The organism is Actinomadura sp. NPDC048032 (genome assembly GCF_040653175.1).
In the GTDB taxonomy this organism is placed as follows: domain Bacteria; phylum Actinomycetota; class Actinomycetes; order Streptosporangiales; family Streptosporangiaceae; genus Spirillospora; species Spirillospora verrucosospora.
Genome location: NZ_JBEZJP010000059.1, coordinates 15,587 through 27,751 on the forward strand (window position 1 = coordinate 15,587; position 12,165 = coordinate 27,751).

The 12,165-nt window shown below is 71.7% G+C and carries 9 protein-coding genes; 1 reads left to right on the plus strand and 8 read right to left on the minus strand.

From position 1 onward, the window contains the following. Positions 1–48 precede the first annotated feature (48 nt). From ricT to topA, 8 genes are all read right to left on the minus strand, one after another. A complete protein-coding gene (gene ricT / locus AB0C69_RS11290; RefSeq protein ID WP_360352641.1) occupies positions 49–885 on the minus strand; it encodes a regulatory iron-sulfur-containing complex subunit RicT in 837 nt (278 codons plus the stop codon). Positions 886–934: 49 nt separating this feature from the next. Next, entirely contained in the window at positions 935–1,918 is a 984-nt protein-coding gene (locus AB0C69_RS11295) for a hypothetical protein (RefSeq protein WP_360352630.1), read from the minus strand. Positions 1,919–2,021: 103 nt separating this feature from the next. Continuing rightward, on the minus strand, positions 2,022–2,873 hold the full coding sequence (locus AB0C69_RS11300) for a fructosamine kinase family protein (protein WP_360352643.1): 852 nt from the start codon (positions 2,871–2,873) through the stop codon (positions 2,022–2,024). Continuing rightward, positions 2,863–3,342, minus strand: coding sequence for a low molecular weight protein-tyrosine-phosphatase (locus tag AB0C69_RS11305; protein WP_360352632.1), 480 nt, complete (start codon positions 3,340–3,342; stop codon positions 2,863–2,865). The genes AB0C69_RS11300 and AB0C69_RS11305 overlap by 11 nt, the downstream gene beginning before the upstream one ends. Positions 3,343–3,442: 100 nt before the next feature. Beyond that, the gene (locus AB0C69_RS11310) at positions 3,443–5,158 is read right to left on the minus strand and encodes a S8 family serine peptidase (protein ID WP_360352634.1); all 1,716 of its coding nucleotides are present in this window, start codon (positions 5,156–5,158) and stop codon (positions 3,443–3,445) included. A gap of 134 nt (positions 5,159–5,292) precedes the next feature. Beyond that, positions 5,293–6,432 (minus strand): DNA polymerase III subunit delta', encoded by a 1,140-nt coding sequence (locus AB0C69_RS11315; RefSeq protein ID WP_360352636.1) that lies wholly within the window; start codon positions 6,430–6,432, stop codon positions 5,293–5,295. A 19-nt stretch (positions 6,433–6,451) separates the two neighbouring features. After that, positions 6,452–8,521 carry a dTMP kinase gene (gene tmk, locus AB0C69_RS11320; RefSeq protein ID WP_360352638.1) on the minus strand — a complete coding sequence of 690 codons (2,070 nt, stop codon included), beginning with the start codon at positions 8,519–8,521 and terminating at the stop codon, positions 6,452–6,454. A gap of 28 nt (positions 8,522–8,549) precedes the next feature. Next, on the minus strand, positions 8,550–11,240 hold the full coding sequence (topA, locus tag AB0C69_RS11325; RefSeq protein ID WP_345179685.1) for a type I DNA topoisomerase: 2,691 nt from the start codon (positions 11,238–11,240) through the stop codon (positions 8,550–8,552). Between the two features lie 254 nt (positions 11,241–11,494). On the opposite strand from topA, the gene AB0C69_RS11330 reads away from it, so the two are divergent. Further along, the gene (locus AB0C69_RS11330) at positions 11,495–11,680 is read left to right on the plus strand and encodes a DUF5703 family protein (RefSeq protein ID WP_179845705.1); all 186 of its coding nucleotides are present in this window, start codon (positions 11,495–11,497) and stop codon (positions 11,678–11,680) included. Positions 11,681–12,165: the final 485 nt, after the last annotated feature.

Here is a 12,165-nt window from a genome sequence, read left to right on the forward strand (position 1 = left end):
GCAGGCCGGGGCCGTCGGGGTTGGAACGGGGCCGCCCCCCCGCAATTCTTAGCTGCGCTCGCTGTCGTCCGAGGGGGTGTAGCGGGCTTCGTGTTGCTTGCGGGGGGAGCAGACGGAGGCTGAAGGGCAGGAGCAGCGGCCGCCGCTGTTCAGGCGGACGGTGACCTTGTCGGACGGGACGTTGCGGCCCACGACCTGGCCTGGGCCGTTCGGGGTGTCCACGCGCGATCCCAGGGCCGGCATGGTGTCGTGCGCCTTGACGTACAACGGGTGCTCGTACTTGAGGCAGCACATCAGGCGGCCGCAGGCGCCGGCGATGCGGAGGGGGTTGACCGGGAGGTCCTGCTCCTTCGCCATGCGCACGGAGACGGGCTCGAAGTCCTTGAGGAAGGTGGCGCAGCACAGGTCGCGGCCGCAGGGGCCGATGCCGCCCTGGAGGCGGGCCTCGTCGCGGGGGCCGACCTGGCGGAGTTCGACGCGGGCCTTGATGCCGCGGGCCAGGTCGCGGACGAGGGCGCGGAAGTCGACGCGGTGCGGGGCGGTGAAGTAGATCTTGAAGATGTTGTCGGCGTCGAGGTAGTCGACGCCGATGACCTTCATCGGGAGGTCGTGCTTGCGGATGAGGCGCTTGGCGATCGAGCGGCCCTCGGCGCGGCGGCGGCGGTTGGCCTCGTCTCGGGCGAGGTGCTCGTCGGTGGCGGGGCCGGCGCACTCGGGAAGGCCGTCGATGTCCTCGGAGACCCACTGCGGGGCCCACACGCACTCGGCGACCTCCGGGCCGGAGTCGGTGGGGACGAGAACCTTGTCGCCGACCTTGGGGCTGTGCGGGCCCGGATCGAGGTAGAACAGGCGGCCGTAACGGGTGAAGCTGACGGCCATCATCATGCCCACGTTTCGCTCCGTTCGCCCGGTTTTATGCGACCCACTCTAGGTCTCACCAGGCGGCGTCGGCGAGATCCCCTGCCGGAACGGTCGGGACGCCCTGCGCATACAGGTCGCCCGCGGTCACGATGACGTCGCGACCGTTGTGGGCAATGTCGAGGCCGGTGGGGGCGCCCTTCACCTTCAGGGTCCACAGGGTCTTGGCGGGGGTTCCCTGCACCGTGAAGGTCTGAAGAGTCACTTCGGAGCTCTTCGCTATGGCCGCGATAAGGGAGGTGCCGTCCCGGCTCATGACAGCGTTGAAACTGCCCTTGGGCAGGGGCATGACGGCCTTGCTCGACTTCAGGTCGCCGGCGGCACCGCTGGTGTCGATCGTGCGGACCTGGTGCTTCCCTGTGCCGACCGGGCTCCAGACAAAGGACAGTGTGGTGCCGGACCAGGAGAGGCTCCCGACGCGGGCACGCAGTCTGGTCGTCCACACCTTGTGGACACCGGTCTCTGGAGTGACGACTTCCACGCGGGCGCTCGCGCCCTTGTAGGTGACGTAGGCGAGCTGTGCGCCGTCCGGGGTCACGGCGAGGTCCGACCAGACCGTGGAGACACCGGGGACGATCGCGTTCGGGAGGGGCTTGAGGTCCTTGGGACGTCCGTCGTCCAAGCGGAGGCGCTGGAAGGTGACGTCACGGGGGCCGGGTGTGGCGAGGATGTACGAGCCGTCCTTCAGCGCCGCGACGCGATGGAAGCGGCGGCCCTGCGGGGCGGCGACGGGCAGCCCCACGTTCGCGCCTGTACGCACGTTCCGGACGAGGAGGGAGGCGCCCTTCTGGGTGACGCCGACGATGAACTCCGGGCCGGTCTTCTCGGCCTTGGCGGCGGGCTTGGCCTCGTGCTCCTCGTCGGCGGCGCGCTGGTGGCGGTGCACCATGTCCACGCCCCCTCCGATGAGCAGCGCGGCCGTGGCGGCCACGCCGAGAGGGACGAGACCCTTCCACGAGCCGAGACGGTTACCCGGGTCCTCGCGCCTGCCGTCGTCCATGGGGTTGCCTACCTAACCTTCCTGCCGGATCGCCCGTCGTTTCTACCGCATATGGATCGCGACAAAAACCCATGAACGCGGAGTTACCAAGTCGTGAGCCGCCTCAGCCGAGGCACGCGCGGGCCGCCTCTGCCATGGACGCCCGGTACGACCCGCCGAACAGCGCCACATGGACCAGCAGCGGGTGCAACTGGTGCAACGGGACGCGGGACCGCCATCCGTCCGCAAGGGGCGCGGCCTCATCGTAGGCGCCGAGCACGGTGTCGAGGTGCGGTGTCCCGAACAGCGCCATCATGGCGAGGTCGGTCTCGCGGTGCCCGCCGTGCGCGGCCGGGTCGATGAGCAGCGCCCGCTCGCCCGTCCAAAGGACGTTCCCCGACCACAGGTCCCCGTGGATGCGGGAAGGCGGCTCCGGCGGTCCGGCGAGCGTCTCGATGTCCGCCATGACGCGCTCCACAAGACGGACGTCACCGGACGTGAGATGCCTTGCCCCGAGGCGCAGGAACGGTTCGAGGCGGCGTTCGGCGTACCAGGCGGGCCAGGAACGGTCGTCCGGTGTGTTGTCCAAGGGAAGGTCGGCGATGAAACCGTCCCAGGGCGCGCCGTAGGTGCCGGGACGGTTCCCGGTGTGCAGGGCCGCGAGTTCCCGTCCGAGACGTTCGGCCGCTTCGCGGGACGGTGGAGCCGAGCGCAGCCAGGGCAGGACGAGCATCCGGTCGTCCGCCGCCACGACCTCGGGGACGGGGGTCCCGGGGCCCGCCTCCCCCAGCCAGCGCAGCCCGGCCGCCTCTGCCGCGAACACACCCGCCTGGTCATGCGCTGCCTTCACGAAGACCTCACGGCCGTCGGCGAGCGAAGCCCTGTGCAACGTCCAGGAATGGCTGGAGCCGAGGTCGTGGACGTCCTCGACCCCGGTTCCGAGCAGCCTCTCCAGCCGCACCCGCTCAGTGGTCATCAAGCGCCGAGCGGATCTGCTTGAGCAGGCCGGGCATCGCCGCCTCCACCTGCTCCAGGACGAGGTCGAAGTCGGCGCGTCCGCCGTAGTAGGGGTCGGGGACGTCGAGGTCGCCGCCCGCGTCCGGGTCGAACTCGCGCAGCCGCCAGATGCTGCCGCGCGCCTGCCAGGTCGGCGCCATCGAGCGCAGCGCCTTCTCGTGGCTCGCGTCCATCGCGATGATCATGTCGTAGCCGTTGAACCAGGCGGCGTCGAACTGCCGCGCGATGTGCGCCGACCGGTAGCCGGCGCGTGCCAGCGCCGCGACCGTCCGCTGGTCGGCCCCGTCGCCGACGTGCCAGCCGCCGGTGCCCGAACTGTCCACCTCGACGTCGAGGCCCTCCTTCTCGACGTGGTGGCGCAGAACCCACTCGGCCATCGGGGAGCGGCAGATGTTGCCCGTGCAGACGAAGGTGACTCGGTACGGCATGCCCCCATCATGCACGAGGGCACGGGACACGCCGGACGCGGAAAAGAACGCGACCCCCGGCCGGAGCCGGGGGTCGCGTCCTGGGGTGGTTCTGGAGGGGTCAGCGCGAGACGGCGTTCAGCGCGTCCACGATGCCGCTGCCGAAGAACCCGTTCTGGCCCTTCGAGCCTTCACAGGTCTGGGTGGAGGTGTGCTTCACCCACTGGCCGTTCACCTGGGTGTACCAGACGTACTCGACCGTCGCCGGGCTCGGGCATGCCTTGGGGGTCGCGGTGCCGCGCAGCACCCGCTCGACGAGACGCGGGTCCATGGTCAGGCCGCCGCTGCGGTCCCGGTGCCCGTACTTGCTGACGATGAGCGCCGCGACGCCGACCGCGTGCGGGGACGCCATCGAGGTGCCCTGGATCGACTGGTAGTAGGCGCACTTGTCGCCCTTGCAGCTGCGGATGATGTACGACACCTTCGGCGTGCCGTCGGCGTTCAGCTCGCCGCGCTCCTTCGCGAGCCGCTCGGGGTAGGCGGCCCAGATGCCGCCCTTGTCGTCCGGACGCTGGGCGGCGTTGTCGACCTTGTCGCCGCCGGGCGCCGCCACCGCGACGTAGCCGTTGCCGAAGCTGCTGTAGTACGACTTGCGGCCGCTCGGGCCGGTGGCCGAGACCGGGATGACGTTCTCGCCCTCGGACGGCATCGACACGCAGCTCGCCGGGACGGTGCGGTCGTGCGGCTCCTCGCCCGGCGTGGACGGGAAGTCGGGGCTGCTGTCGTCCACGTTCGTCTTGGTGTAGTCGACGAGGTCGTTGCCCGCCGCGGAGATCAGCGTGACGCCGCGGTCGTGCGCGAAGTCCAGGGCGCGCTGCGCCGCCTTGATGATCGTCCGCTGCTCCAGCTGGTCCTCGGGGCTGTCGGCGGGGTTGTTGCCGCAGTTCCACAGCCACGGGTCGATGTAGTACGACATGTTGACGACGTCGATGCCGTGCTTGGCCGCGTAGGTCAGGCCGTCGACGGTCGGCTGGAGGAAGAAGTAGCCGGAGTCCTGCCCGACGCGCAGGTTCACGATCGACACGTTCGGCGCGACGCCGGCCATGCCGAGGCCGTTGCGGGGCGAGGCGATCGTGGACGCGACGTGCGTGCCGTGGTCGTTGTCGTCCCAGTCGTTGGGGTCGACGCACGACGTGAACTCGCAGGGCCCGTCGACCTCGTTGCCGTTGGCGTCGGTCGGGATGTCGCGGGTGAAGTTGCGGCTGAGCTTGCGGTTGAAGTTCGGCGCGATGTCCGGGTGGTCGCCGTCCACGCCGGTGTCGAGGACGCCGACCAGCACGCGCCGGTCACCCGGCTCCTTCTTGTAGGAGCCGTCCGCGGTGGCGTGCATCTGCTTCATGTCCCACTGCAGGTCGGCCAAGGGCTCGGTGTCCTTGGACGGCTTGCCCGCGGGGGCGGCCTGGTTCCTGGCGCCGTGGAGGGCCCCGGTCAGCTTCTCGACCTTCGGGGCCTTCTTCTTGGTCTTGGGAGCCTCACCGATGATCCGGTTGTGCGCGACGCCGTCCAGCGCCCGCTGGTTCATCACGGCGTGGATGAACTCGGGGTTCTGGGAGGTGACGGTCGCGACGCCCACGTCGCGGTTCTCGTGCACGACCTTGCCACCGGCCGCGGAGACGGCCTGGTGGGCCTGCCCGAGGGACGCGCCCTCCTTGTAGAGGACGACGTACTCCGAGACCTCGCCCTTCGCCTGTGCCTGGCCCGGAGCTGCGGATGCTGGGAACGCGAGGGCCGTCACGGTGGTGACGGCGCACGCGGCGGAAATCAAGGCTCGCCGCAAGGCAGACCTCCTGGCTGTGGGGGTTAACCAACCGGATTTCGGTCGATCAGCCAGCGAACGTTACGGGGGCGCTCATTGAGAGTCGCGTACGGAAATGTAACGAATGGGGACAAGTTGTGTAAGCCCCGTCCGTATCACCCGTGACGCAACGCCAAGGTCAGCGCCTCGAACGCCAGCTGCGGATTGACGTTCGCCGCCAACCGCTCCCTGCAGTCCATGATCGCATCGAGGCGCCGGAGGGTGTCCTCCGGGCGTCCGTCCCCCGCGGCCGACCGCAGTTCGGGGCCGAGCTCGATGTTGACCAGCTCGCTTCCCGCCCCCAGCTGCAGCGTCAGCACGTCGCGGTAGTAGGACGCGAGGTCGAGCAGCGTGCGGTCCAGCGCGTCGCGCAGGATCCGCGTCGCCCGCGACTTCTGCCGGTCCTCCAGTTCCTTGAGGGCGCCCGCCGTCCCGCGCGGCATCCGCCCCTTCTCGCTCTCGCCGAGCGCCTTGCGCAGGGCGGAGGTCTCCGCGTCGTTCAGCTCGGCCGTCTGCGCGTCCCGCTCCGCCTTCGCCGCGCTCACCAGCGTCTCCGCCGCCGCGACCGCCGCGCTCACCCCGGTCAGCCGGCGCGGCACCGCCACCACCTGCTCGCGCACCCGCCGCATCCGCGGATCGGAGGCGAGCCGGCGCGCCCGGCTGATGTGCCCCTGCGCGGCCCGCGCCACCACCTCGGCGGTCTCGCGCTCGACGCCGTCGCGCTGGACGAGGAAGTCGGCGATCGCCGCGATCGGGGGCGTCTGCAGGGTCACCAGCCGGCAGCGCGACCTGATCGTGACGAGCAGGTCCTCCGGCGACGGCGTGCACAGCAGCCACACCGTCCGCGGCGGCGGCTCCTCGATCGCCTTCAGCAGCGCGTTCGCGGCGCCCTCGGTGGCCCGGTCGGCGTCCTCGAACAGCACGATCTGGCGGCCGCTCCCGCTCGGCGAGGACGAGGCCCGCAGCACCAGCGCGCGGGCGTCCCTGATGCCGAACGACAGGCCCTGCGGCCGGACGACCTCGACGTCGGCGTGCGTCCCCTGGAGCACCTGGTGGCAGGACGCGCAGTGCCCGCACCCGCGCGGCGTCTCCGTGCACTGCAGCGCGGCGGCGAACGCCCGCGCCGCGGCCACGCGCCCGGACCCCGGCGGCCCGGTGAACAGCCACGCGTGCGCGAGCCCGTCCGTCCGCTCCGCCGCCGAGGACAGCTGCGCGATGACGGGCTCCTGCCCCACCAGGTCGTCCCACACGCTCATGGAACAGAGGCTAGCGGGCTCAGAAGTCGGTGATGACCGGGAACGTGCTCGTGGCGTCCTCGGTGCCGAGCGGAACGGGGTCGGGCAGGATCTCCCGGATGCGGTACTGGATCTCCCGGCTCAGCTCGCCCTGCGGCCGGCTCGCGTCCAGGACCAGGTAGCGGTCGGGGTCGGCCTCGGCGAGGGCGCGGAAGCCCTCGCGGACCCGCTCGTGGAACTCCTGCGACTCCGACTCGATGCGGTCGGCGGGCGCCGGCAGCCGCCGCAGGCCGGCCTCCGGCGGGATCTCCAGCAGGACGGTCAGGTCGGGGACGAGGCCGCCGGTCGCCCAGGCGTTGACGCGGGCGATGTCCTCCACCGGGAGCCCCCGCCCGAAGCCCTGGTAGGCGAGGGACGAGTCGACGTAGCGGTCGCTGACCACGATCACGCCGCGGTCCACCGCCGGCTTGATCACGTTGGCCACGTGGTCGGCGCGGTCGGCGGCGTACAGCAGGGTCTCGGCGCGGTCGGACAGGCCGGTGGTGTCGCGGTCCAGCAGCATCGCGCGCAGCCGCATCCCGATCTTGGTCGCGCCAGGCTCGTGCGTGGTCACCACGTCGTAGCCGTGGTCGCGGAGCCAGATCGCGGCGAGCCGCGCCTGCGTCGTCTTCCCCGCGCCCTCCCCGCCCTCGAAGGCGATGAACACGCCCCGGTTGCGGTGGACGGGCTGCGGGGCCGCGGCGGCCTGCTCCGGCGGCGTGTAGATCTCGCCGTGCAGGGCGGCGCGCAGGTCGGGGACGAGCGGGATGCCCCGCCGGTCGTCCAGCCGCCGGTAGGCGAACAGCCCGGTCACCAGGGCGAGGACGGCCGCGACCAGCAGGGCGACGCCGGTCCCGTAGGCGTCGTAGACGCCGCCGCCGAGGTCGAGTCGGTGGGATCCGGCCGCCGCCGCGATCAGCGGGACGACGGCGAACGAGACCAGCGCGGTGATGAGCGCGACCGACCGCAGGTACGCCGCCGGGCGGGCGCCCTCCGGCGCCTCGGGGTCGTGCGCCGCCATCTTCGCGGTCGACCACGCGGCTCCGGCGAAGACGCCGAGGAACGCCGTCGCGAACACCACGACGACGAGGTTCTGGACGAGGGCGAGCACGACCAGCGCGAGCGCGGCGGCGATCACCGCGAGGCCGAGGAGGCGGCGGCGGCTGAACGGGACGAGCACGCGCGGTCCGAGGAACAGCCCGAAACCGAGCCCCACCGTGAGCGCGGTCAGGACGGAGCCGTACCCGGCGTCGCCGCCGCCCAGCTCGCCGGCGTGGACGCGGGCCACCGCCACGACCGCGCCCGCCGCGAGGGACGCCGTCGCGATCGCCGCGCCGGCGCCGCGCGCGGCGGCGGACCCCGGACCCTGGAAGATCAGTTTCAGCGGCGACCCGGCCGCGACCGGCTCGGTCGCCGGGATCTCGCCGGCCGTCGCCACGGCGGCGGCCGCCACGAGGAACAGGCCCGCCGTCACGTACAGGGCGAGGTCGGCGCGGGAACCGGCGCCGAGCGTCCCGTTCGCGACGAGCGCGAGGACGGCGAACAGCAGCGCGGCGGCGGGCGCCGGACCGTAGAGGACGCGGGTCGCGGCGCGGCGCGCGGCGGGCCGCGCCTCCTCGTCCGGGACCACGGCGGGCAGGGACGCGCGCGCCGCCGGTATCCACAGCAGGCTCAGGCACGAGACGAGGAAGGCGGCGGCGAGCGTCCACGGCAGCGCGTGCACGAGCGGCACGGTCACGACGACCACCAGCCGCAGCGCGTCCGCGATGATCAGCATCAGCCGGCGGTCGACGCGGGCCGCGAGCAGCCCGGCGACCGGCGGGAGCACCACCGCGGGCAGCAGCATCAGCGCCAGCGTGCCGCCGATCGCCTGCGCCTGCGCGGCGGCGCCGTCGCCGCGCGTCAGCATCGCCGCCATGGCGGTCAGCGCGGGTACGCCGATCCACTGGGCGGCGCTGGACAGCGCCAGCGCCATCCGGAGCCGCCGGAACGGCCCGATCGACGAAAGCGACGAAACGCCCGGCGGCGGTGACGCTGCGGGGTGCGGCCGGGGTGCGCCCGTTCTGGTCATGTCGGTCAGGGTATCGGCGTAGATGTCCCTATGAACCGGACTTTGCGGAGGTTCGACGGCGCGGCGCCGCCTTCTTCTTCCCGCCGCCCGCGGCGACCTTCTCCCGGCGCTCCGCGAGCAGTTCCGCGGCGCGCTGGATCGTGATCGACTCGACCTCGTCGCCCTTGCGCAGGCTGGCGTTCGTCTCGCCGTCGGTGACGTACGGGCCGAACCGGCCCTCCTTCACCACGACCGGCTCCCCGCTCGCCGGGTCCTTGCCCAGCTCGCGCAGCGGCGCGGCGGCCGCGGCCCGGCGGCCGCGCTGCTTGGGCTGCGCCAGCAGCTCCTTCGCCCGCTCCAGCGTGACCGTGAACAGCTCCTCCTCCGAGCCGAGCGACCGGCTGTCGGAGCCCCGCTTGATGTACGGGCCGAAGCGGCCGTTCTGCGCGGTCACCGGCTCGCCGTCCAGCTCGCCCAGCGTGCGCGGCAGCGACAGCAGCTTCAGCGCGTCGTCGAGCGTGATCGTGTCGAGCGACATCGACTTGAACAGCGACGACGTGCGCGGCTTGGCGGCCTCGGCCTTCTTCGTCCGCTTCTTGCCGTCGGCCGGCGGCGCCGGCTCGGGCAGGATCTCGGTGACGTAGGGACCGAACCGCCCCGACTTGGCGACGATCGTGTGGCCGGTCTCGGGGTCGACGCCGAGCTCCCGGTCGCCCGACGGCTGCGCGAACAGCTCCTCTGCCTTCTCGGCGGTCAGCTCGTCCGGCGCGATGTCCTCGGGGATGTTGACGCGCTCGCCGTCCCGGTCGAGGTACGGCCCGTACCGGCCGACCCGCACCATGATGTCGGTGCCCTTGATCGGGAACGAGCTGATCCCCTTGGCGTCGATGTCGCCGATGTCGCCGACCAGCTCCTTCAGGCCCTCCTCGCCGGTGTCGCCGAAGTAGAACCGGGTCAGCCAGCGGACGCGCTCGGCCTCGCCGCGCGCGATCTCGTCGAGGCCGTCCTCCATGTGGGCGGTGAAGTCGTAGTCGACCAGGTTGCCGAAGTGCTGCTCCAGCAGGTTCACCACGGCGAACGCCAGGAACGACGGGACGAGCGCGGTGCCCTTCTTGAACACGTACTCGCGCGCCAGGATCGTTCCGATGATCGAGGCGTAGGTCGACGGGCGCCCGATCTCCCGCTCCTCCAGCTCCTTGACCAGGCTGGCCTCGGTGTAGCGGGCGGGCGGGCGGGTCGAGTGGCCCTCGGCGTCCACCGCGCTCGCCGTCAGCGGGTCGCCCTCGGCCAGGTTCGGCAGCCGCCGCTCCTGGTCGTCGCGGTCCGTGGACGGGTCGTCGGCGCTCTCCACGTAGGCCTTGAGGAAACCGTGGAACGTGATCGTCTTGCCGGTCGCGCCGAACTCCGCGCGCTCGTTCCGCGTCGACGTCCCGGTGACCCGGATCGACACCGACTGGCCGACGGCGTCCTTCATCTGGGACGCGATCGTCCGCTTCCAGATCAGCTCGTACAGCCGGAACTGGTCGCCGGACAGGCCCGTCTCCGCGGGCGTGCGGAACGTGTCGCCCGCCGGGCGGATCGCCTCGTGCGCCTCCTGCGCGTTCTTCACCTTGGACGTGTAGACGCGCGGCTTGTCCGGGACGTACTCGCCGCCGAACAGCGACGCCGCCTGCCGCCGCGCCGCCGTGATCGCGGTCTCCGACAGCGTGATCGAGTCGGTTCGCATGTAGGTGATGAAGCCGTTCTCGTACAGCTTCTGCGCGACCGACATCGTGTACTTCGCGGAGAAGCTCAGCTTGCGGCTGGCCTCCTGCTGGAGGGTCGTCGTCCGGAACGGGGGGTACGGGCGGCGCGTGTACGGCTTGCGCTCGACCGACTTCACCTCGTACGGGCGGCCGCGCAGGCGCTCGGCGAGGGCCGTCGCCGCGGCCTCGTCCAGGTGCAGTGCGTCCTTCGTCTTCAGGACGCCGTCGGAGCCGAAGTCGCGGCCCTGCGCGACGCGCCTGCCGTCCACCGAGACGAGCCCGGCCTTGAAGGCCGTCGGCTCCTCGTCCTTGCCGGTGTCGAACTGGGCCGCGATGTCCCAGTAGTGGGCGGGGACGAAGGCGATCCGCTCCCGCTCCCGCTCGACGACCAGCCGCGTCGCCACCGACTGCACGCGGCCCGCCGACAGCTTCGGCATGACCTTCTTCCACAGGACGGGGCTGACCTCGTACCCGTAGAGGCGGTCCAGGATGCGGCGCGTCTCCTGCGCGTCCACCAGGCGCATGTTCAGCTGGCGCGGGTTCGCGGCGGCGCGCTGGATCGCGTCCTTGGTGATCTCGTTGAAGACCATCCGGTGCACGGGGACCTTCGGCTTCAGGACGTCCTGGAGGTGCCAGGCGATCGCCTCGCCCTCCCGGTCCTCGTCCGTCGCGAGGAAGAGCTCGTCGGCCTCGGCCAGCAGCTTCTTGAGCTTCTGCACCTGCTGGCGCTTGTCGGAGTTGACCACGTACAGCGGCTCGAACTCGTGCTCGACGTTCACGCCGAGCTTCGCCCACGGCTCGCCCTTGTACTTGGCCGGCACCTCCGAGGCGCTTCCGGGCAGGTCCCGGATATGGCCGATACTGGACTCCACGATGTAACCGCGGCCCAGGTAACCGGCGATCGTCTTCGCCTTCGCGGGCGACTCGACGATCACCAGGCGCGTCCCCGGGCCGTTGCCCCGGCCACTGTTCGCGGTGCCGTTCTTGGCTGGCACAGTCGCTCCAACCTCGCTGTCTCGGGTCCTCTGACTCAGGCTCTTCCTACCGGCTTCGTACAACGTCGCATGGCGGCCTGTTTGTGCCCGCGCCTTCCCGCCGCCGCCCTGCGATCATCGTGCCGCCCCCGCGGAGGGGCGGGATTCTCACCGCCGCACGCCCCCGACAGGATGACACGCCGCCGCGCACCGCGCGGACCGGGAGGCCACGGTACGGTGCCGCACGGCCGGTAGACCAAGTAATAATGGTCGCAATGGCGGAGTACACCTACCTCGTCCTGTCACTGCCGCGCGGTACCACCCGTGACGCCGCCCGGCGGATCATGACCGAGCACGCGGAGCACGGCGGCTGGGAACTCGATCGCTTGCGCCTGTACCCGGACGGCCGCCGTCGTATTCAACTGCGCCGCAAGGTCATCCGCGCGGTCCGTACTTTCTGACCGTTCCCAGCGGCCTGTCCGGAGCGTAGCACTGCGTACGGATTCCTTGACGTGACGTTACTGTGTCCGCCGCCCCCTCGCCCCACCGCCCACGAACACAGCGCCCCCGGCACACGGACGCGGCGTCGCGGCCTGCGGACTCGCCGTCAGCGTCCCGCGAACGCAGCCTCACCGTTCACGTGAACAGCCGCACCCGCTCACGGCACGGCCACCTGGTCGAGGGTATGGCTTCGCCCGCCCCGGTCCGCGCCTCCGGGACGGGCGAAGGTCTTTCGCATGCCGGCCCGAGGCCGGCTCACCCGCGGTCTGGTGGATCTAGCGGCGGCTCAGCCGGATCCGCCGGCCCAGCACCAGGGCCCCGGCCGCGGCGGCCAGCACCCCGGAGACCGCCGCGAGCAGCGTCGCGCCCGTCCTGGTCCCCGGCGTGATCTTCTGGGTGGACGCGACCGGGCTCATCGGGCCGATCCGGTCCGGCACGTCCGCGA

Coding starts and splice junctions, on each gene's coding strand:
- ricT (WP_360352641.1), bottom strand. CDS start 885: ATGATGATGGCCGTCAGCTTCACCCGTTACGGCCGCCTGTTCTACCTC.
- AB0C69_RS11295 (WP_360352630.1), bottom strand. CDS start 1,918: ATGGACGACGGCAGGCGCGAGGACCCGGGTAACCGTCTCGGCTCGTGG.
- AB0C69_RS11300 (WP_360352643.1), bottom strand. CDS start 2,873: ATGACCACTGAGCGGGTGCGGCTGGAGAGGCTGCTCGGAACCGGGGTC.
- AB0C69_RS11305 (WP_360352632.1), bottom strand. CDS start 3,342: ATGCCGTACCGAGTCACCTTCGTCTGCACGGGCAACATCTGCCGCTCC.
- AB0C69_RS11315 (WP_360352636.1), bottom strand. CDS start 6,432: ATGAGCGTGTGGGACGACCTGGTGGGGCAGGAGCCCGTCATCGCGCAG.
- tmk (WP_360352638.1), bottom strand. CDS start 8,521: ATGACCAGAACGGGCGCACCCCGGCCGCACCCCGCAGCGTCACCGCCG.
- AB0C69_RS11330 (WP_179845705.1), top strand. CDS start 11,495: ATGGCGGAGTACACCTACCTCGTCCTGTCACTGCCGCGCGGTACCACC.